Consider the following 23,084-nt stretch of genomic DNA (forward strand, 5'->3'; position numbering starts at 1 on the left):
ATTATGGCTAATACAGGTGTAATTCATCAGCAAGCACCACCAGAACGCGTACCGCTAAGAACCTGGATTGGTGTATTAGCCAGTATGCTTGGTGCATTTATGGCGGTATTAGATATTCAAATAACTAATGCTTCACTGCAAGATATTCAAGCAAGTTTAGGAGCAACTTTAGAAGAAGGCTCTTGGATTTCTACAGCTTATTTAGTAGCAGAGATTGTGGTAATTCCTTTAACAGGATGGTTATCGCAAGTGTTTTCTCTGCAACGTTATCTGTTAGTGAATACTGCACTATTTATTTTCTTTTCTATATGCTGCGCTTGGTCGTGGAATCTCAATTCAATGATTTTATTTCGCGCCTTGCAAGGTTTTAGTGGAGGAGTTTTAATTCCCACCGCTATGACAGTTGTATTAACGACTTTACCCCAATCTAAGCAATCAGTTGGGCTGGCTGCTTTTGGGTTTAGTGCAGTTTTTGCACCTTCAATTGGCCCCACATTAGGAGGTTGGTTAACAGAAAATTTTGGTTGGGAATACAACTTTTATATAAATGTAATTCCAGGCGCATTGATGCTAGCTGGAGTTTGGTACGGAATTAAGCAAGAAAAACCCCAAATTAATTTACTGAAACAAGGTGATTGGTGGGGAATTATTGCAATGGCTATTGGGTTAGGTTCCCTGCAAGTTGTTTTAGAAGAAGGTAGCCGCAAAGATTGGTTTAGTTCAGCGCTGATTGTGCGCTTAAGTGCGATCGCAGTAATTTTTCTGGCGATATTTTTCTTTATAGAATTAACTCGTAAGCAACCATTTATTAATTTACGACTTTTGTTTAGGCGAAACTTTGGTTTAGCCAGTATTGTTAATGTGTCGCTGGGTGTTGGATTGTATGGTTCAATTTATATTTTACCGTTGTATCTTGCCCAAATTCAAAAATATAATGCGCTACAAATTGGTGAAGTCTTAATTTGGGCTGGTATTCCTCAACTTTTTATTATTCCACTTATCCCCAAATTGATGCAACGCATTGATGTACGGTTAATGGTTGCCGTTGGCGTAACATTGTTTTCCATCAGTGCATTTATGAACTCTGGAATGACTAATCAAACTGGATTAGATCAGTTACGCTGGTCGCAATTTGTGCGTGCAATGGGACAACCCCTAATTATGGTACCCCTAACTTCTATCGCTACTGCTGGATTGAGTCCAAAAGAAGCAGGTTCAGCAAGTGGTTTATTTAATATGATGCGGAATATGGGCGGTTCTATAGGAATTGCATCTTTAGCAACTTTATTAACTAACAGAGAGCAATTTCACTCGAATAGATTGGGTGATGGGATATCTTTATATAACCCAGAAACTCAACAGCGGATTGACCAAATGACACAGTATTTTGTCAGCAAAGGAGCAGATTTAAATACTGCTCAAAATCAAGCGATCGCATCCATATCTAATATAGTCCGCCGGGAAGCTTATGTAATGGCTTTTAACGATTGTTTTTACTTTATTGGCATTGCATTATTACTCAGTGGACTTGCCGTTTTATTCTTCAAAAAGGTGAAGCCAAGTGGTAATGCTGTCGCTCATTAAATTTGTTGTATGGGTTAAAATATTTGATAAAACTACTAAGGTACTAAAATGGTCATCAGCCAAAGTGAGTACTATATCTCTCCAGAAGAATATTTAGAAGGCGAGAAAGTAAGTGAAATCAAACACGAGTATATTGATGGACAAGTCTACGCGATGGCAGGGGCAAGTGATGCTCATGTCACAGTGAGCATGAATGTATCTATGCTGTTACGAAACCATCTCCGGGGTAGTGGATGCCGTGTCTATATGTTGGACATGAAAGCACAAATTGATGTGATAAATCGCTATTTCTATCCTGATGTTATGGTGACTTGTGATACACGAGATAGGGAATATGAATATTTTAAGTCTTATCCTTGTTTAATTATCGAAGTGCTTTCTGAGTCAACAGAAGGCTATGACAGAGGCAAGAAATTCGCTAGTTATCGACACTTAGAATCACTACAAGAATATGTGCTAATTTCACCAGACCAAATGAGTGTCGAATGCTTCCGCCGCAATGAACAAGGACAGTGGGTACTTTATCCTTATGAACAAGAAGTGCATTTAGCTAGCGTTGATTTTCGGTGTGCGATCGCCGAAATATATGAAGATGTATTAAGCTGAAAAGCATCTAAGTTGAATAATCAATTAATAGGTATTATCGATTAGATGATATTTTTTCAATTTGCTTAGTAAAGTATGCTTCTTCATGTTTTAGTTGTTGTGCTATTTCCAACCCTTTTTTAAAAGCTGTTAATGCTTGAGGAAAATCTTTCTGTTCTAGATACAATTGCCCAATTTGGTCATAAGCTTGCATTATCCCGTAAAAATTGGCAGATTGCGTCTGTATCTGTACAAGGATTTGGCTAGCCTGCAAAGCCTCGTCTATTTGTCCTTGAGAACGGTACAGTGCAATTAACTTCTGCAAAGCGTCGCCAGCACGAACATACTCGCGTAATTGCCAAGCAGTGGTATAAGCTTCTTGATAATTTTGAAAAGCTTCTAGCAGTAAGTTAGGATCTTTCTTGGCTAGAGATTCGTAATTTGCAGCGATCGCTAGCTTTAATTCTGGGATTACAGTAAGATTATTTTCGTTAGTGTAAATTTCAACTAGCTTATTAAGTACATTCAATGACTGCTGCGGTTGTTGTGTCTGCTCGTAAATGTAAGCCAGCCGTTGCAGATATGTTATCTCATTTACACGTTCACCTTGAGATGTAGCTAAACTCAATAATTCCTCGTAGACTGGGGCAGCTTTTGTATAATCAAACCAAGTTAAATGTAGTTCCCCAATTGTTTTAAGCATTTCTACTACTGCTGCTGGATCTTTTTGCTGCCGCACCACTAGCAAAACTTGGTCGTAAGCTTCTACAGCTAGTTTAATTGATCGCACATTTTGGTAAGCTTGGGCTAGCGATCGCCATAATTCCAGATCAACTTGAGCAGTTGTTTTCTGAGATTGCGCCTGCTTTTGAATTGCTTGCAATCGCTGCGTAATATATTGTACTTCTTCCCCATCATTTTGCTTCCAAGCGATCGCCCCGACTCGTGATAGTGCTTGCACCTCTGCTAAAAAACCTAAAAAGCGCCGCAACCGAAGTTCCCGGTTCCAAATTTCAAACGCCGCCACCCGATCCCCTGCTTGCAATTTCGCTGCTGCTTCTTGATTTAAGGCATCCAGCGCTAGTTCTAAGTTTTGCTGTTCTTGGAGAGTTAACGGCTGTTTATCCTTGGGTAAACGTGGCAGCAGTGGGTCGGGTGTGGTGATTTCTAGAGGACTAGGAGGAAATTCATCCGGTGGTTTGGGCTTTTTAGTCTGTGCCAGCGTTAAGGAGTTGCTAAAGAGTATAGCGGCAGTAACAATCACAATTAAGCGCCTGAGCATGAGTACTTCACCTTGCCTTGAGTTAGTTACATGAGGTAATTCCCCATGCCCTATTATTTTTACCTTATTTCAGCAATTCCGAGGCGTAATAGTAATTCACGAAAACTCTGATACATACATATAGATTTGTCGTAGGGGTGTGGCAAGCCCCTATTTCCCTACATTGCTTTATGTCTCTATCTAATCTACGTATCTTATAAATCAAGTCAATATCAAGCTAATACAATCAAAGATTTTTAAGTGTAATTACTGGAGTTTCATATCACATTTGCGTGGCTGATGCAAGCGAAAATCTATTGAATCTAGCTGGGTAAATATACTGAATATTTGAACAAAATTTCTTATTTGCCTTCTTATGAGTCAGAAAATATACGCTCACAATAATTCACTAATTATAGATATCCTTTATTAGAGCTAGTTTGCTCTACTCTAAAAGTTAAAAAATTTAGTATCAGTTAGCACGACTATGATGAGTAATACCGTGAAAAACTTTTGGCATTGCTGAATAAGAAGTATGAATCAAAAGGTAGAGACGCGATATATCGCATCTCTATATGGGTTTTGATATTAAACAAAATCATTTTCATACTTCTTATTCAGCAAGCCAATTTTTTCATGGATATTGTTTGCTGGAACGAAGATATAGCCGCTTGAACTGGGGCACGAAGGGTGATGCTCTAATGCCAATATATAGTGACTATTAACCATCTAAAGAGCTGACTCACCGTTTTTACTACTTTAGTCAACAGCTGCTTTTTCAATTAGGAAGGTAAAAAATGAAATGGGCTATTTACAAAAAGAATACGGGCAGTTTTGTAATAGCAGTAGCAATTATGACTGGTATCGGCGTAGTTTCGTATCTGAGTTTGCTTCAGTATAGAGAAAACGCTCAATGGGTAACACATACACGCGAGGTACTTGAAAAGACAAAAGAAATAATGTCGCAGATCAAGGATGCAGAAACTGGACAACGGGGTTATCTTCTCACGGGCAAAAAGCGGTATCTCGAACCCTATCGCACAGCAACTGGCGAGATTGTTCAAAAACTTAAGGCTCTGCGCCAATTGACTGTGGATAACCCCAATCAACAACGGCGGCTCGATCGCCTTGAACCATTGATTACCAAAAAACTGGTTTTGATTGAACAGGCGATTAATGCAAGGAGCAAAGATTTAGAGTCCGCACTGCAAATAGTTCAGACAGATCGGGGTCAGCAGATTATGGAGGACATCCGAATGCTCACTACAGCTATGGAGAATGAAGAGAATGAGTTGTTGAAACAGCGCTCAATGGAGGCGAACGCCAGCGCTCATCAAACAACTGTGCTGACTATTTTTGGCAGCATTATCGCTTCTGTTATTGTCGGTTTAGCGGCGATGATTACCAATCAGGAACTCGTCAAACGCAGGCGGATGGAAAATTCTCTGCAAAAAGCTCGCGATGAATTAGAAATTGAGGTTAACAAACGGACTGCCGAACTGAGAAACACTAACGAGGAATTGCAAACTGAAATTAATGAGCGCAAAAAGGCGGAGTCAGAAATTCTGCGCCTGAATGTCCAGCTTGAGCAGCGAGTTGCAGAACGCACAGCACAACTCGAAGCGACTAACAAAGAGATGGAAGCATTTAGTTATTCAGTGTCTCACGACCTGCGGGCCCCCTTGCGGAGTATCGATGGTTTTAGCCAAGCACTACTAGAAGATTATGCTGACAAGCTAGACACACTAGGCCAAAACTACCTCCAGCGAGTGCGTGCAGCCACCCAGCGAATGGCACAACTGATCGACGATTTACTGAATCTATCACGATTGACACGCAGTGAGATGCGTTCCGAAAAGGTTGATCTAAGCGCACTGGTGGAGGCGATCGCTACAGAGTTGCACAAAACCCAACCAGAACGCCAAGTAGAGTTTGCGATCGCGCCGGGATTGGTTACTAATGGTGATGCTCATCTGTTACGGATAGTCCTAGAAAACCTACTGGGTAATGCGTGGAAGTTTACAGGAAAACATCAAAAAGCCCGAATAGAATTTGGGCTTTTGCAGCAAGATGACACTCATGTGTATTTTGTCCGTGATGATGGCACAGGCTTTGATATGGCCTATGTTGAGAAACTCTTCGGTGCTTTTCAGCGCCTGCACGCCATGACTGAGTTTGAAGGCACTGGTATCGGATTAGCTACTGTGCAAAGGATTGTTCACCGTCACGGTGGTCGTGTCTGGGCAGAAAGCGCAGTGGAGCAAGGCGCAACATTTTACTTCACCCTTTAAGTATAAGGAAAATATACAACATGATTCTATTAGTAGAAGACAATCCTGATGATGAAGCGTTAACCTTACGGGCACTGAAGAAAAACAACATTATGAACGAGGTGGTAGTGGCACGCGATGGGGTACAAGCCCTAGATTATCTCTTTGGTAAAGGTGTTTACACTGACCGCGATATGAGCGTTATGCCGAATCTCATCCTGTTGGATTTGAAGTTGCCTAAAATGGATGGTCTGGAAGTTTTGCGACACCTGCGGGCCGACGAAAGGACAAAAATCCTTCCCGTCGTGATTCTCACTTCGTCCAAGGAGGAGCAAGACTTAATCAATGGTTACAGCTTGGGTGCCAACAGCTATGTTCGGAAACCAGTAGACTTTTCCCAATTCAGTGAAGCAGTGCGACAACTAGGGTTGTACTGGTTTGTCTTAAACGAATCACCGCCAAGAGTATAGTTTAGATGGGTATGGGTACACCTCTGCGCGTATTACTTGTTGAGGATTCAGAAGATGACGCTTTGTTGCTGCTACGTGAACTGCAACGTGGTGGCTATGAAGTAACCTTTGAAAGGGTTGATACACCCACAGCCATGAAAGCTGCGATCGCCGAAGGCGGGGCTTCGCCCATCGCAGAGCAAACATGGGATATTGTCATCTGTGATTATTCCATGCCCACCTTTAGCGCCCCTGCTGCATTAAAGCAGGTTAAGGAAAGTGGACTTGACCTGCCATTCATTATCGTCTCAGGCACGATTGGTGAAGATACCGCAGTAGCTGCCATGAAAGCTGGTGCCCATGACTACATTATCAAAGGCAATTTAGCGCGACTTATCCCTGCTGTTGCCCGCGAGTTGCGTGAGGCACAGGTGAGACGAGAGCGTAAACAAGCAGAGGAGCAGATTAAAGCATCGCTTCAAGAAAAAGAGGTGCTATTGAAAGAAATTCATCACCGGGTAAAAAATAATTTGCAGATTATTTCTAGTCTGCTCAACCTGCAAGCAGAATATCTCAAGGACAATCAAGCTCTTGAGGTATTCAAAGATAGCCAGAATCGGATTGAATCAATGGCTTTGATCCACGAGAAACTATATCAATCTCAAGACTTGGCAAAGATTAATTTTGCTGACTATATCCAAGATTTAGTAACTAATTTATTTTATTCATACAACGTTAATTCCAGCGCTATTAACTTGAAAATGAACGTTGAGGAGGTTTTTCTCGCCATTGATGCAGCTATTCCTTGCGGGTTGATTATCAATGAACTTATTTCAAATTCCTTAAAATATGCTTTTCCCCAAAGAGAAACGGGAGAAATTTGTATTGCCTTTTGCTCCATAGAAGCAAATTTATTTACACTTACTATCAGTGATAATGGTGTTGGTTTTGCCCAAGATTTTGACTTTCAAGCTACAGAATCGTTAGGACTGCGATTAGTAAAAGGTCTAACACATCAGCTACAAGGCAATATTGATTTTATCAGTTATAACGGAGTGAAGTATAAAATTATATTTCCGGCTAAAAATATCTAATTTCATAAGATAAATAAAATCATGAACCCAGTAAATATATTAGTTGTTGAAGATGAAATCATCGTGGCAATGGATATACAAAGTCGGCTAAGAAAATTTGGATACACTGTTTTGGGGCTTGCCGATTCTGGAGAAGAAGCAATTAAGAAAGCAGCAGATGATTCTCTAGATTTAGTTTTAATGGATATTCATCTCAAAGGAAAGATGGACGGTGTGGAGGCGGCTCAGATAATTCATAATATTTTTAATATTCCAATCATATATCTTACTGCTAATGCAGATGAATCAACATTGGATCGGGCAAAGATAACAGAGCCGTTTGGCTACATTCTTAAGCCTTTTAAAGAAAAAGAATTAAAGTTCACTATTGAAATTACCCTTTCCAAACATCGGACGGAAAAAAAATTAAAACAGAATGAACAATGGCTGACTACTGTACTTAAAAGTATTGGAGATGCTGTGATTACTAGCGACGCATCTGGAACTGTGACTTTTATGAATCCTATTGCGGAGGAACTGACGGGCTGGAATTATTCAGATGCGTTTGGTAAAGAAGCAACAGAAGTATTCAATATTGCTCATGAAGAAACTCGGATAATAATTGAAAGTCCGATAACGCAAGTCCTTCAGTCGGGTATTACTGCTGGTCTACCAGAACAGACTATACTTATTACTAGAAACGGTGCAGAAATCCCAATTGATGATAGTATTGCAGCGATTAAAGATGACAACGGTAACATCACGGGTGCAGTTCTTGTCTTTCAGGATATCACCGAGCGCAAGCAGATATTGGAGGCACTAGCGCGTCGCCAGCAAGAATTCAAAGCACTAGTTGAAAATGCACCTGATATTATTTCCAGATTTAACACTCAATTGCGCTACATTTACGTTAATCCAGCTATTGAAAAGGTTACAGGGATATCAGCCGAAACATTTATTGGCAAAACAAACGCAGAGTTAAATCTACCGGAAGAATTTTGCCGGATGTGCGATCGCAAGCTTGGGCAAGTTTTCCAAACTAAGCAAGAAACAGAGTTTGAATGTACTTTAGCGATCGCTGCCCAAACAAGACATTACCATACCCGTCTTGTGCCTGAATTGGCTAGCGACGGCTCAGTATACTTTGTCTTGAGTATTTCTCGCAATATTACTGCTCTAAAACTTGCGGAGGCACAATTAATTCATGATGCTTTTCACGATATACTAACCAGTCTGCCAAACCGCGCCTTGTTTATGGAACGGCTAGAACGGGCGCTGATGTTGACAAAACGACGTGCGGACTATACATTCGCTGTTCTCTTTCTAGATTTAGATCGCTTCAAAGTTGTCAACGACAGTCTCGGTCACATGATTGGCGACCAACTACTAACTGCCCTTGCTCGCAGACTGGAAAACTGTGTGCGTGCTGGAGACACAGTTGCCCGTCTAGGGGGAGATGAGTTTACAATTTTGCTTGATGATATCAACAGCATCAATGACGCAATAGGCGTAGTGGAGCGGATACATGAAGCTCTGACATCTGCGTTCACACTCAGAGGATATGAGGTTTTTACCACCGTCAGCATTGGCATCGTCGTGAGCAAGGGTAGTTACAACCTACCAGAGCAACTCCTGCGCGACGCTGACATTGCAATGTATCGCGCTAAAGCATTGGGTAAAGCACGCCATGAGATATTTGACTCAACCATGTACACCCAAATAACGAAGCTATTAGAGTTAGAGATGGATCTACGACGGGCAGTTGAACGCCAGGAGTTTCAGGTTTACTACCAGCCAATTGTTTTGTTAGAAACTTACAAAATTGTTGGCTTCGAGGCTCTCGTTCGCTGGCAACACCCGCAACACGGATTAGTTCCTCCAGACAGCTTTATTCCACTAGCAGAAGAAACTGGGTTGATTATCCCTATTGGTTACTGGGTATTGGGCGAGGCTTGTCGGCAGATGCGTGCTTGGCAAATCCAATTTCCAACCGATCCACCCTTGACAATCAGTGTAAATCTTTCCACTAAACAGTTTTTACAACCCGATCTGATTGAGCAAATTAACCAAATTATGCAAGAGACTGCCCTGGAAGCCAGTAATTTAAAGTTGGAGATTACTGAAAGCGTACTGATGGAAAATATTCAGTCAGCAACTTTTATGCTCTTGCAACTACAACAGATGAATATCCAATTACACTTAGATGATTTTGGCATAGGCTATTCATCGTTGAGTTACCTGCACCGCTTTCCAAGTAATGCTTTGAAGATTGATCGTTCTTTTATTACTAAGATTGGTGCTAATGGAGAAAACTTAGAGATTGTTCAGGCGATCATCACCTTAGCCGAGAGTCTAAATATAGATGTAATAGCAGAGGGCATAGAAACGGTAGAGCAACTGTCACAACTTATAGCCATGAAATGTAAATACGCACAGGGATATTTTTTCTCCCAACCCCTGGATAGCAAGTCGATAGAAACATTAATTGTTTCTGGCATTCAGCCGAGACAATGATAGCGTTATCTACACCACTCTCAATACGGTTCAGTTAAGGTTTATTTTATGAAAATCACAAAGACGCGATAAATCACCATCTCTACAAAGGACTGATTATTGTAAAGACGGCGATTTATCGCGTCTCTTCCCTTTCCCCGTCTCAGTTGTGGTCTAAATACCTGAAAACTGCTGTAAAAATTCAAAATCACCGAAGTTCACGCTGGTCATTGACTCTCTTTTTCTCCTCTGGCTCGTTCCTGTGTCAAGCTATCAATAGCATCACCCAAAGCAGTAGTAAGGCTATTGCGGCTTTGGGCGTGATTATCCTGCTCAGTCTTTAAAGCTTGCAAGAGGCGATCGCGTTCTTTGATTAGGGCGATGAGTTTAGTTTGTAACTCCTCCACAGATTTTAATTGTTCTATCTCTTGTTGAATCGCTGTTAGTGATGTCCCAGCAGCCAGTGTCTCGACCTCAAGACCCCGGAGTTTATGCAAGTCTGCCTTGAGTGATGCGATCGCCTGTTGGGACAGTTGGGCATCTGTGCGGCGTTGTTCTGCTTCTGTGTTGTAAAGCTGTCGCCATTTTTGGGCACTTTCCCAAGCCGTATCGCGATCGCTCTGAAGTACCGCCATCTGCTCTCTGAGTTCCTGGATTTCTGTCAACCACTGTTGTGTAAAATCTTGATTCATAAATTAAATAGTCATTTGTCATTTGTCATTTGTCATTTGTCATTTGTTATTCTGCCCCTGCCTCCCTGCCCCTCACTCGGTATTATTGCGGTAAAAAGATAAATGCGATCGCTACGCAAAATTTGGCACAGTAGTTAAGAAACCTAACCAGTTTTAACTCAAAATTATGCCAAAACCTCGTTTTTTTCGTTTCTTTTACTACCTCAATTGGCGCACGCTCAAAAAAACTTTTGCTAGGACAATGGAAAGACGACTTTTGGGACTAGCTTCAGAAATCGCTTTCAATGCCATGTTATCGCTGTTTCCAGCAATTCTTGCTGTCCTCACAGCCATTGGTTTATTGGCAGAATCTTTACAAGCTACCTTTAAACAACTAGCGGCCCAACTTAGTCAAATCCTACCCGAACAAGCCCTGATTCTAATTCGTGATTTTGCTACCACAGAAATTACCAATTCTAGAAACAGTGGCTTATTTTCTCTGAGCTTTGTATTAGCAATTTGGACTGCTTCTGGGGCGGTGAGTACCGCTATGACAGCCCTCGACCAAATTCATCAAATTCCTTCAGAAAATATGCGCCCCTTTTGGAAAGCCAAGCTTGTCTCTCTGGGATTAACAGTTGGTACTATGTTGCTTTTAGTGCTGGCTTCTTTCTTAGTGTTTACCAGCGATTGGCTTTTGGGAATGGTAGTACGCGAAAATGGTTCCTTGATCGTCTTATTACATCTTTGGCAGCTGTTACGCTGGCCTTTAGCTTTAAGTATTGTTGCTGTTGCTTTTGGCTTTGTCTATCGCTATGGGCCAAGTGTATGGAACTCAGGCACGCCAATGATGCCTGGAGCAATTTTGGCAGCTGTTTTCTGGGCAATATTATCTGCCCTATTTCGGCTTTATGTGGCGAATTTTGGCAATTATAATAAAGTATATGGTGCTGTAGGGGCTGTGATAGTTTTAATGCTCTGGCTGTCGATGAGCGCTGCTGTACTGTTAATCGGCGATCAGTTGAACGTGACAGTCGGTGAAGATATGCGCCTAAAAGCGCAGTCAAAATCTAATGAAAAATATTAATTTTTAAGGAGGCAGAAGGCAGGAGGCAGGAGCCAGAAAGTAGAAGAAATCCCCATAAATAAATATTAGGGGATTTAATAAGAACGCTGTATTTCTTGCGCTGCACGTCTTGAAATACATATTTTTTCTTTTTTTCATAAATAAATTTAGGGACTTTAAACCCTTTTGGCAGAGGGTAAAAATTATATTTTCTTCCTCCTGCCTCCTGCCCCCTGCCTTTCTTCTGTAAATCCTTGAGAAAACTTTTGCAAAAGCTCACTAGGGGAGTAGAATATCTAACGATTCAATGCAAAATTAGCGATCGCTTTCATGCCAGATTCTCCTCCTCGGTTTTCTATGATTGAACCTGATGCTAAAGCACCCACCTTGAAGCGCCTGCGTCAGTTAAGTCGGCTGCTGGATAATGTTATTACTATTCCTGGTACACAGATTGGTTTCGGTCTAGATCCAATTTTAGGACTTATACCTATTGGTGGTGATTTTTTGGGAGTCATGTTTTCTAGCTACATCATCCTAGAAGCAGCGCGGCTGGGTGTCTCTAGAGCCACTTTAGGTAAAATGGTTGTCAATGTGATCCTTGATGGCTTGGTAGGCGCTGTCCCCGTTTTGGGAGACTTTTTTGATTTTGCCTGGAGAGCTAACACTAATAATATCAAGCTATTGGAAGAATACTTAAAGTTTCCTAGCGAGCAAAAGAGTGCAGACAGGTTATTTATCATTGCTCTTTTGGTTGGATTGTTGCTGATATCCATTGTTTTAGTAGCATTACCCGTGATACTAATTAGAATATTCTGGAACGCTTTAACTGGTGGTTAAATTATTGATAGATAATGGAATGAAAGATTGGTGGCAAGCGACTTTTCCCAAAGGACGACAAACTTTAATTATTACTGATGCTAAAGGCTATCCTGTACAAATTTCTTATGGCGAAAAAGGTAGAGGGAAACCGCTAATTTTATTACATGGCATGGGTAGTTGGAGCTATAATTGGCGACACAGTGTAACAGAATTATCTAAATATTTTCGGGTAATTTGTTTTGATGCTAAAGGTTTTGGATTTTCTGAAAAACCATTGTCTCGTCGAGAACACAACGGTCATCAAGTTATTGAGTTTCAAAGAATTATTCAGGCATTATGTGATGAACCAGCAGTGATTGTAGCGGAATCTCTGGGGGGATTAGTTGCCCTTGCTCTTGCTCAAGAAAATCCGCAGTTAATCGGGCAGCTTGTAGTAGTAAATGTACCTGTTTTTGCCCAACGTCTGCCCCATTGGGCTATGGGGTTACTTGCCCAAACTCCTCTAGAAATCATCCAAACAATTGACTCCTTACGTCTGGCATATTTGTTTGCACCTCTATTAAGAGAAATTATGGCAATAGAAAGACGTGGGGTATTATTTGATCCGTCAATTTTGACAAAAGAAGATGTTTATTGGATAACTTACCCCTTTATTCAATTTCCTGGTACGATTGTCAAAGTTGCCGAAGAGTTACAAATAGCAGCGCGAGAAATTGAGAATTGGCAAGCAAGCAAGCCAAATATGCTTACCAAAATTCAAAATAAACTAAGTGCAATTAAGTGTCCTACACTAGTTTTATGGGGCGATCAAGATAGTTGGTTTCCTGCTACTCATGGTGAAAAATTACATCAGCATATCCCAAATTCCAAATTAAAAATTTTGTCTAACTGCTATCATGACGCTTCAAGTGGTTCTTCTAAGGAGTTGAATGCAGCGATTCTGGAATTTTTACGGGATGGTGACACTATATTAAGACCGCTTGATGGCTAAGGTAAGTCCATCGGCAATGGGGACAAGGGAGAGTGTTACCCGTTCATCATGATGTAACTTCTCATTGAGTGCGCGAATCGATTGGGTGCTTTCATCTTGATTTTCCGGGTCAGCAACTTGTCCTGACCATAAAACATTATCAATCGCAATTAAGCCACCTGGACGCAATAATTGCAGCGATCGCTCATAATATCCATCATAATTTTCTTTATCAGCATCAATAAAAGCAAAATCAAATGTCTCAGCTTGTCCAGTTGCCAACAGATGATCTAAAGTTTCTAGACCTGGAGCCAATCGTAGATCGATTTTATGGGCAACTCCGGCTTCTTGCCAATATCGGCGGGCGATCGCAGTAAATTCTTCACTTACATCAGCAGCGATAATTTTACCATCATCAGGAAGTGCTAAAGCCACTGAGAGCGAGCTATAACCTGTAAATACACCAACTTCTAGGGTTTTCTTGGCTCCAATTAGCTGTACTAGCAGTCTCATAAACTGCCCTTGTTCTGGTGAAATCTGCATTGTGCTTCTGGGATGACTGGCAGTTTCTTGGCGCAACTTCAAAAGAATCTCTGGTTCCCGCAGTGAAACGGATAAAAGGTAATTATAGAGTTGATCGTCAAGACCTATAGACTGTTTTGGCATGGTAGATGAGAGAATTGCAATAATCTACAGTTATACTATCGCCTAAAAGTGGTTTATCAAACATCAGACAAGGGGACTTTTAAAATATCCTCTAAATTCTCACTTCGGAGTCTTCCTTCAAGATATACCAAATACCATTATTATCTTGACGTAAAATCTGATATTTTTGCTCAATAAATTCTAGGAGATTTGGAAATTTTTCTTTGATTATAGCCTGCGGTTCGTAATCAATAAAAATATAAGGAGGCTTTGATAAATCCAACTGCTTTATAAGTGCTGACCATTGCTCAGATAAAAAATATTCAAGAGCCCAACCACGTAGTATTGTAGCTTGATTCCGACCAGAAAAATAGTAAATAGATGGATCGCCAGCTACATAAATATCACCAACAAGATTTCCTGGTAGAGATATAAAATTAGCTTCTGAACGAAGAGATAGATATTTTGGTCTAAAGACAGCCTGATATTGCAATCGCGTATCTTCAGTTAAAGCAAAATTATTATTAACCAGAGTAATACTCTTTTTTACGAGAGTGAAAGAGAAAGGTAAGAACAATAAAAATACCAGTAAAATAGTTGGGATTCGAGACTTTAATCCTTTTAAGGAATCCCACAATATATCTAATCCCTTAGTTGCTAAAATACCTATAGGTACAAACAATAGTAAATAATGGTATTCCCACAATGCTGTTCCCTGTAGAAGAATAACAGACAAAGCAAAAATACACCAAATAACAAGTAACAAAGTCAATATATTCTTAGATTTATACAATGATACATAGACTGCAACAGCAGTCATTAAAATTAAAGAATAAAAATTCTGTAATAACCATTTTATTCCCAAAACAAAATTAGTTTTATTAAATGCAGCATTAGCAACAATCATCGGTGGATATATAAAAAATGTCTTAAACACTATCGCAAAACTATTAACCGAGATAAAGTAGCTGGCAACAACCAAAAGAGGAAATGTAACTCCTATAAAAATTGGGATAAAAATCTCAATGAAGTTTTTTTGAATACTGTGGCGTTTTATTAGTATAGAATACATCAATATACTTAGCCAAAATGAAACCAAGATCAGCAGAAATAAGAATTTAAATAAAAGAACAATTCCGCCTAAAAAGCCTGACAGTAAAAGCAGATAAAATCTTTGTTTTCCTTCTTTTGTAAAAGATTTAAAAGTAACCCAAAGACAAAGGAATAAAGGAAACCCGACCAGTGCTTCTACTTGAGTCAGATGCCAAGCACCGGAAACAATATAGTAAACGCCAACTGTTAACAAAGGTACTAGACTTGCAATTATCTGATGTCGAAAATAGCTTTTTAGGGTCAGTAGCAATATTATCGAAAAAAATACCATGTAAATAAGTTCAAATACATGGATGCCAATCTCATTAAAACCAAATAAAGTTCCTGCTAAAAAATAAAATGAGAAAATTCCCGGTTGTTTAATATCCCAAAAATCTCGATAAAGCACCTTTCCTTGTTGCATTTCCAAAGCACCTAGCCTAAAAAATGCTTGATCTCCGTCAAATGGAAAAGGTAAATGTATCAGACCGATAATGACAATAGTAATCAAAACTATAAAGTCAATTTTATTTAATTTAGCAATACTAATCATGGAAATTTAAATTTATAATTAAGTGATTATTTCGCAGTAGTTAATATCCTAATAAGATAACAGAAACTCTGTCGTTTTTTAATTAATAACAATTTCTAAAAGCTGTAATCAAGAAAGATTATGAGTCTATTAGTACTTAAATTTATGCTTAACTTTGCTATGTTTTGCCACACCTTTTAGAGTTTGCAAATGTTTGCAGTGCAAGCAAAACTCTATTTTCATATATGATTGCAATAAGTAGGTGGGTATGAAACAATTGAACTATGTAAAGATACAGTATTTTGCAAATAATTTAGGTACAAATGCAGAACTCACGCATCAGATAAAGTTTCTATCTCTTGCCTTCTCCCAAGGGGAGACGCTAAAAGCGATCTGTCTGCTGCCGTAACGCTGCACTATCCTGCCTCAAAACTTGTAGCTCTTGTACTTCATACAAAAGAAAACTGCTGTAAATAGGTAGGTGCAACGTACTAAACTATTGCTTTGAATAACTATGAGTATATCGGTAACTATGTGGTGTGTATGTGAAGTATTAATGTAGATATAGGCTAATACGCTTGGGTTTGTGATATTTTGTGCAGCCCAGACCACTCACTTGCTTGAATTGGAGGAACCTCTGACCTGGCAGACTCACTAACGCTTTCAGCGTATCCTCTTTTTAAGTAGGGTTAGGACGATCAAGCCTTAACTAGAACTTATTAGGATATAGACACAGCACAATAACTTTAAATATAGGAAATACTGATGGAACGTTCAAAATTAATTGCTATTCTTACAGGTGCGATTTCGGTTATTTTAGCGATCGCTTACCTGATCTTAGTCCAACTGCTGGACTACCGAGATATGAAACCCGCCCCTATCAGCCAATTTGACCAAGCGCCTGTGATTATTTCTGTTTTTTGGCAGGTTGACAAAATTACAATAATATGAATCAAATTTAGTTGACTTATTAGAGACGCAATTAATTGCGTCTTTTGTCATTTACGTCAATAAGTAAAAACTCATGTTCATAGATAAAAAGCAATAGCTATTATTCATTACTCAGATGGTTGATTATATAAGATTTCCTTAGAGTATTTATCTTACATTTGTTTATATAAAGTAATTCCATTTTGACGGATATAACGGTAAGCTATTTTAACAAGATTAAATAAAGATAAAATTGTCTTACCTGCGTAGGCGTAGCCCGTAGTAGACATCGCTGGGTTAATAGGGATCAACGTAAGTTGATTCAAAACCCCAAACTTTTGATGCAAATCTAGAGGTAAGTTGATGGCTCAGTTTCTACTTGAGACTGTTTGGCTAGTTCCTTGCTATGCCTTAATAGGTGGCTTGTTAGCCGTACCTTGGTCGCCGGGAATTATTCGGAAAACGGGGCCAAGACCGGCGGGTTATATAAACTTGGTGATGACATTTTTGGCGTTTGTACATAGTGCGATCGCCTTACAAGCAACTTGGAATCAACCAGCCCAAGAAGTATTTATTCCTTGGTTATCTACAGCTGGTTTAGACCTCACCATTGCTTTAGAAATATCCTCAGTGAGTGTCGGCGCTTTAGTTGTGATTACTGGTTTGAATTTGCTGGCGCAGATTTATGCCATCGGTTACATGGAGATGGATTGGGGTTGGGGACGCTTCTATTCCTTATTAGGATTATTTGAAGCAGGACTATGTGCCCTGGTTCTGTGTAATAATTTGTTCTTCAGCTATGTAATTTTGGAAGTCCTCACACTGGGAACTTACCTACTAGTTGGCTTATGGTTTAGCCAGCCGTTGGTAGTCTCAGGTGCCAGAGATGCTTTCTTAACCAAGCGGGTGGGAGACTTATTTTTGCTGATGGGCGTGTTGGCATTATGGCCCCTAGCTGGAACTTGGAGTTATCCAGAACTAGCTAAGTGGGCGGCGACTGCTAACGTCAACCCGACAACAATGGCACTGGTAGGTTTAGCCTTAATTGCTGGGCCAATGGGTAAATGTGCCCAGTTTCCACTGCATTTGTGGTTGGATGAAGCAATGGAAGGCCCAGTTCCCAGTACAATTTTGCGGAATTCGGTAGTAGTTGCTAGTGGTGCATGGGTGCTGATTAAACTGCAACCTGTGTTAAGCCTGTCGCCCATAGTTTCCTCCGCTATGGTGGCCATTGGGGTAGTGACGGCAGTAGGTGCTTCTTTAATTGCGATCGCTCAAGTTGATATTAAACGCTGCCAATCCTATTCTGTCAGTGCATACATGGGTTTAGTATTCATCGCTGTGGGAACGCAACAAGATGAAGCAGCGCTGTTGTTAGTACTTACCCATGCTATATCCGCAGCCCTATTGGTGATGAGTACCGGCGGAATTATTTGGAATAGCATCACCCAAGATGTTACCCAATTGGGCGGATTATGGACACGTCGCCCGATTTCAGCAATAGCCTTTATCGTCGGGACTTTGGGGTTAATTGGTTTTCCACCATTGGGTAGTTTTTGGGCGTTAGTGAAACTAGCAGATGGGTTGTGGGAAACGCAACCTTGGTTAGTGGGAGTAGTGATAACGGTAAACGCTTTGACAGCCGTGAGTTTAACCAGAGAATTCGGTTTAATTTTTGGTGGTAAAGCTACACAAATGAGTCAGCGATCGCCTGAAGCACACTGGCCAATGATTTTGCCAATGGTAATTTTACTTGCCTTTAGTCTACATCTTCCTTTAGTGTTGCAAAGCTTATCACTTTTACCCGATTGGGCAACTCTAAACAAAGATGTCGTACTACTTTTAATTTGGTCGAGTATTTCCGGTTGCAGCATCACTGGTGTGGTTTATTTAGGCAATATTCCTAAACCAATTCGCCTCCCTTGGAAAGGTCTACAAGACTTGTTCGCATACGACTTTTATACCCCAAAACTCTATCGGATAACCATTATTTTTGGCGTTGCCAAAATTTCCCAACTTGCCGATATGATTGACCGCTTTGTTGTCGATGGCATCGTTAATTTGGTTGGTTTATTTTCGCTATTAGGTGGCGAAAGTTTAAAATACAGCACCTCTGGACAAACCCAATTTTACGCTTTAACTGTCTTACTAGGAGTGAGTGTTTTAGGAATGTGGGTAGCTTGGCCATTTTGGGGAGTGCAGTTTTTAAATTTGATTTTTCCAATTTCAACACTAGGGTAGTTAAACACCCTTTGATTACAAACAAGCAGATAGTTTAGTATAAAATTTGCAGGAGAATTCCATGAGCATACGAAATACCCAAATCAATCTTTCCAGAAGAGGTTTATTGAAGTTTGGTGCAGGTGCGATCGGTACAGGTGTATTGACAGTTGGACTTGGCTCAAACTTACTTGCAGCCGAAAAAAAAGCCCCAGTAGCGCCAGCAGAAGATGATCTTACCCCCGATAAGGCACTGAAAGAATTATTAGAGGGTAATGATAGATTTGTTAAAGCAAAACGTCGCAATCCCAATCAAACTCAATCACGTTTAGTCGAAGTTGCCAAAGGTCAAAAGCCCTTTGCTTCTATTCTAGGCTGTGCAGATTCACGAGTACCTTCAGAGATTGTCTTTGATCAAGGACTTGGAGATTTATTTGTCTGCCGCATAGCTGGTAATATTGCCACAACACAGCAAATTGGTAGCTTAGAATTTGGTAGCTTAGTATTAGGTACTAAAGTCATCATGGTAGTGGGACATGAAAGATGTGGTGCAGTAGATGCCGCAATCAAAGGCGCTCAAGTACCAGGACAAATTGGAAGTTTGCTTGAAGCAATTAAACCAAGTGTAGAAAGCTCCAAAGGAGCATCGGGAGATAAGTTAGAAAACGCCTGTAAAGCAAATATTTTGGCACAAGTTGAAAAATTGAAATCATCTACAGTTTTATCTGAACTAATCAAGGCAGAAAAACTGAAAATAGTTGGTGGATATTACGATTTAGATACTGGCAGAATCAGTTTAGTCTAATTAGTTTTTTGTCCTTTGTCATTAGTCAGTGGTCATTACTAACGTACAAAGGACAAATAACAAAGGAGAAATAACAAAGGACAAATATAATGTTAAGTGTTTTGATTTGGCTCCCTATTTTAGCTGCCGCTATTATAGCAATATTACCTGTAAGTTTCCCTAATCATCGTATTCGTTTAACAGCATTAATTTTTTCTGGAACAGTTCTTGCCTGGAACATATTTATCCTGCTAAAATTTGATATTAGCAATCCAGGAATGCAATTTAAAGAGTATTTGCCCTGGAATGAAACCCTGGGATTGAACTATCAAATCGGTGTTGATGGGCTTTCTATATTAATGTTGGTGCTAAATAGCCTGCTCACCTGGATTTCGATTTATAGCAGCAATAAAGAAACTGAACGCCCCCGGCTGTTCTACTCCATGATTTTATTAGTGAGTGGAGGGGTTGCAGGTGCTTTTCTCGCGGAGAATTTGCTGCTATTCTTCCTATTCTACGAACTAGAATTAATCCCTTTCTACTTACTAATTTCCATTTGGGGAGGGGCAAAACGGGGTTATGCTGGAATTAAGTTCCTGATTTATACTGCCGTTTCGGGAGCATTAATTCTGGCAACATTCTTGGGTATGGTGTGGCTGAGTGGTTCTACCAATTTTGCTTTTGATGCAGTCTCTACAGAAAATCTGTCAACAGCAAAACAAATCCTTTTACTAGCAGGAATAGTCTTAGGTTTTGGAATTAAAATTCCCTTAGTTCCCTTCCATACTTGGCTACCGGATGCTTATGTCGAAGCTTCAGCACCAATTGCCATTCTTCTGGGTGGCGTGTTAGCAAAGCTGGGAACTTATGGATTGCTGCGGTTTGGGTTGGGGATGTTTCCCCATGCTTGGAGTATTATTGCACCGACTCTGGCAATTTGGGGAGCAATCAGCGCTATCTATGGGGCAGTAATTGCGATCGCTCAAAAAGATATCAAGCGCATGGTAGCATACAGTTCCGTCGGTCACATGGGCTATATCTTGCTGGCTGGTGCTGCTAGTACTCCCTTAGCACTTGTGGGTGCAGTCGCCCAAATGTTCAGCCACGGTATCATCCTAGCAATTCTCTTCCACTTGGTGGGAGTTGTAGAAGCCAAAGTCGGAACCCGCGAGTTAGATAAACTCAATGGTTTAATGAGTCCCATCCGTGGTTTACCTCTAATTAGCGCCTTACTAGTTTTAGGCGGGATGGCTAGTGCTGGTATTCCCGGTTTAACAGGATTCATCGCCGAATTTATCGTCTTTCAAGGTAGTTTCTCAATCTTTCCCATTCCAACAATTTTGTGTGTAGTCGCTAGTGGATTAACCGCAGTTTATTTTGTCATCCTCCTCAACCGCACCTGTTTCGGCAGACTCGATAACGTCGCCTACTATCCCAAAGTTCTTTGGTCTGAGAAAATTCCAGCTTTAATTTTGGCAGCTTTTATCATCTTTTTGGGAGTACAGCCCACTTGGTTAGTGCGTTGGAGTGAATCTACAACTACAACAATGGTGGCTGCAATTCCCTCTTTGGAAAAAACCGTAATCTCTGAAGTCGCGCTGAAGTAATCAATCAGAGAGTTACGCATCGATAAAGGAGGAAGGATGAATCTCACATTAATTCCCAGTGGTCTTGTTCTATTTCGCTTTTTGATATCTCCATTCCTCCTATTAGATGCTTTGGATGGCAAAACCAGTATTTGGTTCATCATCGGTTTTGTCGCAGCCTTTCTCTCAGATATTTTTGATGGCATTATTGCGCGACGATTAGGTGTCAGCACTGCCCAATTGCGTCAAGCCGATAGTTGGGCTGATGTTTGTCTTTTTAGCTGTATCTTCATCAGTGCGTGGATAGTTCATCAAGATATTCTCGTTACTTATAGCGTCCCTTTGCTAATGATTGTTTTTGCTCAATTGCTGTGGTGGGTAGTGAATTTAGTGAAATATGGTAAACCCGCTAGCTATCACACTTATTCAGCAAAATTTTGGGGAATCACCCTTTTTATTGCGATTATTGCCCTGTTTGGCTTTGATTACGCCGGAGTTGCCTTATGGCTGACTTGTATTGCTGGCACAATTCATAGCGTTGAAGAAATTGCTATGACGCTAATATTGCCAGTTTGGACACATGATGTTTTAAGCATTTTTCATGCTTTGAATATTCGTCAAAAATCACTAACACCAATTACTAAATAATATGACAGCAATTAAAACAGCACTTAAATTACCTCCTTCAACGCACGAATTTGCCGAAGTAATTCACCGCTTAGAAGCAGGCGGTGCAATGTTACCCGATACTCCAGAAAATTTGATGCAAATCATCGGTTTATATAAAGCTTATGCTGTGCCGATGGATTTTTACTGGCGCGACCTACTTTATATTGCTGAAAACGAGTTTTTAAACCCGGCTCCCTTCTTTAAATACTTCTTACCCAAAGAGTATTTAGAACTGCATAATCACTATGCTGGTGATGATGCCGATTTGCGAATTTGGCGTGGCGAAGCTACTGCACATCCAGAACTTTTGGCATTTATTGAAAAGGGTGAAACCTTCAAAATGCCGAAGTTATTGCATCACTTATTCCACGATCGCATTAACATGGAGTTTGCTGAAGCTTGTATGCGGGCGATGTTGTGGCACAGAGGGATGGGTGGACAATTTGACCCTTATCTAGATTCAGACGAATACAAAGCTAACGCTGACCGAGCAATAAAAGCTTACTTCCAAGGAAACCCAGTAATGCTGGGGCTTTACAAGCTGTTCCCCGATATGTTTTTGGAACAGTGCCGCCAGATGTCGTACTACGCTAATCTGGGCTTATTCTGGGAAGTCATGGCCCCAGTGTTCTTTGAAATGTCCGATCGCTATGATGAAGGTACCATTAGCACCGTCCCAGAGGCAATGAGCTTCTTGGTTAATGGTATATTTGCGATCGCAGGTCGTCCCATTTACCATCACGTTTATATTCGTGGCGAATGCTACGAAATTATCCCTAAATCAAAGGGTTTCATGTGGCTATACGAAGCCGCATTACCTTATGTAGAAGCTGTTTTCTACCGCACCGCACCCTTTCGGGGGACAAAATCTTATAATGCCCAAGCGCGTCAAGTACCGGAAGACCAGAAAGACTTTCACTATGGCATTCTTTACGCTGATGTATTTCCAGTAGGTACTGCTGGCATTCCTCCGACATTATTAATGCAAGATATGCTACATTTTTTGCCCCCATATCTTGTTGATTACTACAGCCAATATTGCCGGGGTGAAGAAGATATGTTGATTCAGTTGGGAGTTAGTTTTCAACGGTCAATGTACTGTGTGACTTCTGCGGTAATTCAAGCTTTGCGAACTGCACTTTTATATCCTTTAGATGACCCAAATCCCAAACATTTACAAGCCAATCGAGATTTTTTTGAAATGCAGCTAAATCGCTTTACTCGACCCGATTACAATATTCGTGATGCTGCTCGTTTAGGGAGCATTCAAAAGCAAGATTATAGATAAGAGATCCCCCCAACCCCCCTTCAAAAGGGGGGCTTTATTTGTTACAAGTGCGGTAAAAACCCCTCAAAGTCCTCCTTTTTAAGGAGGATTTAGGAGG

Annotated in this window: 19 protein-coding genes; 15 read left to right on the forward strand and 4 right to left on the reverse strand. The window is 40.5% G+C overall.

Going from position 1 to position 23,084, the window contains the following annotated elements:
* The first annotated feature begins 3 nt into the window (after positions 1-3).
* Positions 4-1,584 carry a DHA2 family efflux MFS transporter permease subunit gene (locus G1O98_RS07290; RefSeq protein WP_163928030.1) on the forward strand — a complete coding sequence of 527 codons (1,581 nt, stop codon included), beginning with the start codon at positions 4-6 and terminating at the stop codon, positions 1,582-1,584.
* Positions 1,585-1,632: 48 nt separating this feature from the next.
* Positions 1,633-2,190, forward strand: coding sequence for a Uma2 family endonuclease (locus tag G1O98_RS07295; protein WP_163928032.1), 558 nt, complete (start codon positions 1,633-1,635; stop codon positions 2,188-2,190).
* A gap of 34 nt (positions 2,191-2,224) precedes the next feature.
* On the opposite strand, the gene G1O98_RS07300 is transcribed toward G1O98_RS07295, so the two are convergent.
* Positions 2,225-3,451: a tetratricopeptide repeat protein gene (locus tag G1O98_RS07300; protein WP_163928034.1), complete on the reverse strand. Its 1,227-nt coding sequence runs from the start codon at positions 3,449-3,451 to the stop codon at positions 2,225-2,227.
* Between the two features lie 776 nt (positions 3,452-4,227).
* Here G1O98_RS07300 and G1O98_RS07305 point away from each other — a divergent pair.
* Genes G1O98_RS07305 through G1O98_RS07320 form a run of 4 tightly spaced genes read left to right on the forward strand, consistent with a single transcriptional unit; the run spans position 4,228 to position 9,736 of the window.
* Positions 4,228-5,721, forward strand: coding sequence for a CHASE3 domain-containing protein (locus G1O98_RS07305; RefSeq protein ID WP_228058202.1), 1,494 nt, complete (start codon positions 4,228-4,230; stop codon positions 5,719-5,721).
* Between the two features lie 20 nt (positions 5,722-5,741).
* Positions 5,742-6,170 (forward strand): response regulator, encoded by a 429-nt coding sequence (locus G1O98_RS07310; RefSeq protein ID WP_163928036.1) that lies wholly within the window; start codon positions 5,742-5,744, stop codon positions 6,168-6,170.
* Positions 6,171-6,181: 11 nt separating this feature from the next.
* The gene (locus tag G1O98_RS07315) at positions 6,182-7,243 is read left to right on the forward strand and encodes a histidine kinase dimerization/phosphoacceptor domain -containing protein (RefSeq protein ID WP_167306185.1); all 1,062 of its coding nucleotides are present in this window, start codon (positions 6,182-6,184) and stop codon (positions 7,241-7,243) included.
* Between the two features lie 21 nt (positions 7,244-7,264).
* The gene (locus G1O98_RS07320; RefSeq protein ID WP_163928038.1) at positions 7,265-9,736 is read left to right on the forward strand and encodes an EAL domain-containing protein; all 2,472 of its coding nucleotides are present in this window, start codon (positions 7,265-7,267) and stop codon (positions 9,734-9,736) included.
* A gap of 206 nt (positions 9,737-9,942) precedes the next feature.
* Here G1O98_RS07320 and G1O98_RS07325 read toward each other — a convergent pair whose 3' ends face one another.
* Positions 9,943-10,407 carry a hypothetical protein gene (locus tag G1O98_RS07325; protein ID WP_163928040.1) on the reverse strand — a complete coding sequence of 155 codons (465 nt, stop codon included), beginning with the start codon at positions 10,405-10,407 and terminating at the stop codon, positions 9,943-9,945.
* A gap of 166 nt (positions 10,408-10,573) precedes the next feature.
* Here G1O98_RS07325 and G1O98_RS07330 point away from each other — a divergent pair, with 166 nt between their 5' ends.
* From G1O98_RS07330 to G1O98_RS07340, 3 genes are all read left to right on the forward strand, one after another.
* The gene (locus tag G1O98_RS07330) at positions 10,574-11,473 is read left to right on the forward strand and encodes a YihY/virulence factor BrkB family protein (RefSeq protein ID WP_163928042.1); all 900 of its coding nucleotides are present in this window, start codon (positions 10,574-10,576) and stop codon (positions 11,471-11,473) included.
* A 309-nt stretch (positions 11,474-11,782) separates the two neighbouring features.
* The gene (locus tag G1O98_RS07335; RefSeq protein ID WP_163928044.1) at positions 11,783-12,289 is read left to right on the forward strand and encodes a DUF4112 domain-containing protein; all 507 of its coding nucleotides are present in this window, start codon (positions 11,783-11,785) and stop codon (positions 12,287-12,289) included.
* A gap of 19 nt (positions 12,290-12,308) precedes the next feature.
* The gene (locus tag G1O98_RS07340) at positions 12,309-13,262 is read left to right on the forward strand and encodes an alpha/beta hydrolase (RefSeq protein WP_163928099.1); all 954 of its coding nucleotides are present in this window, start codon (positions 12,309-12,311) and stop codon (positions 13,260-13,262) included.
* Here the strand turns inward: G1O98_RS07340 and G1O98_RS07345 are convergent.
* Both G1O98_RS07345 and G1O98_RS07350 read right to left on the reverse strand, forming a co-directional pair.
* Positions 13,242-13,907: a class I SAM-dependent methyltransferase gene (locus tag G1O98_RS07345; protein WP_163928046.1), complete on the reverse strand. Its 666-nt coding sequence runs from the start codon at positions 13,905-13,907 to the stop codon at positions 13,242-13,244. The two genes, G1O98_RS07340 and G1O98_RS07345, sit on opposite strands and share 21 nt — an antisense overlap.
* Before the next feature lie 91 nt (positions 13,908-13,998).
* Complete coding sequence (locus tag G1O98_RS07350; protein ID WP_163928048.1) at positions 13,999-15,531, reverse strand: hypothetical protein; 1,533 nt, start codon at positions 15,529-15,531, stop codon at positions 13,999-14,001.
* A gap of 744 nt (positions 15,532-16,275) precedes the next feature.
* Here G1O98_RS07350 and G1O98_RS07355 point away from each other — a divergent pair.
* The 6 genes from G1O98_RS07355 (at position 16,276) to G1O98_RS07380 (ending at position 22,987) form a co-directional block, all read left to right on the forward strand.
* On the forward strand, positions 16,276-16,461 hold the full coding sequence (locus G1O98_RS07355; RefSeq protein ID WP_163928050.1) for a hypothetical protein: 186 nt from the start codon (positions 16,276-16,278) through the stop codon (positions 16,459-16,461).
* Positions 16,462-16,803: 342 nt separating this feature from the next.
* Positions 16,804-18,681, forward strand: a complete 1,878-nt coding sequence (locus G1O98_RS07360) for an NAD(P)H-quinone oxidoreductase subunit F (RefSeq protein ID WP_163928052.1) — start codon at positions 16,804-16,806, stop codon at positions 18,679-18,681.
* Positions 18,682-18,742: 61 nt separating this feature from the next.
* Positions 18,743-19,465, forward strand: coding sequence for a carbonic anhydrase (locus G1O98_RS07365; RefSeq protein ID WP_175586574.1), 723 nt, complete (start codon positions 18,743-18,745; stop codon positions 19,463-19,465).
* Positions 19,466-19,554: 89 nt separating this feature from the next.
* Positions 19,555-21,051, forward strand: coding sequence for an NADH-quinone oxidoreductase subunit M (locus G1O98_RS07370; RefSeq protein ID WP_163928054.1), 1,497 nt, complete (start codon positions 19,555-19,557; stop codon positions 21,049-21,051).
* Positions 21,052-21,087: 36 nt separating this feature from the next.
* Positions 21,088-21,678, forward strand: a complete 591-nt coding sequence (locus G1O98_RS07375; RefSeq protein WP_163928056.1) for a CDP-alcohol phosphatidyltransferase family protein — start codon at positions 21,088-21,090, stop codon at positions 21,676-21,678.
* A gap of 1 nt (position 21,679) precedes the next feature.
* Positions 21,680-22,987, forward strand: a complete 1,308-nt coding sequence (locus tag G1O98_RS07380; protein WP_163928058.1) for a CO2 hydration protein — start codon at positions 21,680-21,682, stop codon at positions 22,985-22,987.
* The last annotated feature ends 97 nt before the right edge of the window (positions 22,988-23,084 follow it).

The organism is Nostoc sp. UIC 10630 (genome assembly GCF_010747425.1).
Taxonomy (GTDB): Bacteria; Cyanobacteriota; Cyanobacteriia; order Cyanobacteriales; family Nostocaceae; genus Nostoc.

Bases quoted from the DNA above. Each gene is read 5' to 3' on its own strand.
- G1O98_RS07290 (WP_163928030.1), top strand. From the start codon at position 4: ATGGCTAATACAGGTGTAATTCATCAGCAAGCACCACCAGAACGCGTA.
- G1O98_RS07295 (WP_163928032.1), top strand. From the start codon at position 1,633: ATGGTCATCAGCCAAAGTGAGTACTATATCTCTCCAGAAGAATATTTA.
- G1O98_RS07300 (WP_163928034.1), bottom strand. From the start codon at position 3,451: ATGCTCAGGCGCTTAATTGTGATTGTTACTGCCGCTATACTCTTTAGC.
- G1O98_RS07305 (WP_228058202.1), top strand. From the start codon at position 4,228: ATGAAATGGGCTATTTACAAAAAGAATACGGGCAGTTTTGTAATAGCA.
- G1O98_RS07310 (WP_163928036.1), top strand. From the start codon at position 5,742: ATGATTCTATTAGTAGAAGACAATCCTGATGATGAAGCGTTAACCTTA.
- G1O98_RS07315 (WP_167306185.1), top strand. From the start codon at position 6,182: ATGGGTACACCTCTGCGCGTATTACTTGTTGAGGATTCAGAAGATGAC.
- G1O98_RS07320 (WP_163928038.1), top strand. From the start codon at position 7,265: ATGAACCCAGTAAATATATTAGTTGTTGAAGATGAAATCATCGTGGCA.
- G1O98_RS07325 (WP_163928040.1), bottom strand. From the start codon at position 10,407: ATGAATCAAGATTTTACACAACAGTGGTTGACAGAAATCCAGGAACTC.
- G1O98_RS07330 (WP_163928042.1), top strand. From the start codon at position 10,574: ATGCCAAAACCTCGTTTTTTTCGTTTCTTTTACTACCTCAATTGGCGC.
- G1O98_RS07335 (WP_163928044.1), top strand. From the start codon at position 11,783: ATGCCAGATTCTCCTCCTCGGTTTTCTATGATTGAACCTGATGCTAAA.
- G1O98_RS07340 (WP_163928099.1), top strand. From the start codon at position 12,309: ATGAAAGATTGGTGGCAAGCGACTTTTCCCAAAGGACGACAAACTTTA.
- G1O98_RS07345 (WP_163928046.1), bottom strand. From the start codon at position 13,907: ATGCCAAAACAGTCTATAGGTCTTGACGATCAACTCTATAATTACCTT.
- G1O98_RS07350 (WP_163928048.1), bottom strand. From the start codon at position 15,531: ATGATTAGTATTGCTAAATTAAATAAAATTGACTTTATAGTTTTGATT.
- G1O98_RS07355 (WP_163928050.1), top strand. From the start codon at position 16,276: ATGGAACGTTCAAAATTAATTGCTATTCTTACAGGTGCGATTTCGGTT.
- G1O98_RS07360 (WP_163928052.1), top strand. From the start codon at position 16,804: ATGGCTCAGTTTCTACTTGAGACTGTTTGGCTAGTTCCTTGCTATGCC.
- G1O98_RS07365 (WP_175586574.1), top strand. From the start codon at position 18,743: ATGAGCATACGAAATACCCAAATCAATCTTTCCAGAAGAGGTTTATTG.
- G1O98_RS07370 (WP_163928054.1), top strand. From the start codon at position 19,555: ATGTTAAGTGTTTTGATTTGGCTCCCTATTTTAGCTGCCGCTATTATA.
- G1O98_RS07375 (WP_163928056.1), top strand. From the start codon at position 21,088: ATGAATCTCACATTAATTCCCAGTGGTCTTGTTCTATTTCGCTTTTTG.
- G1O98_RS07380 (WP_163928058.1), top strand. From the start codon at position 21,680: ATGACAGCAATTAAAACAGCACTTAAATTACCTCCTTCAACGCACGAA.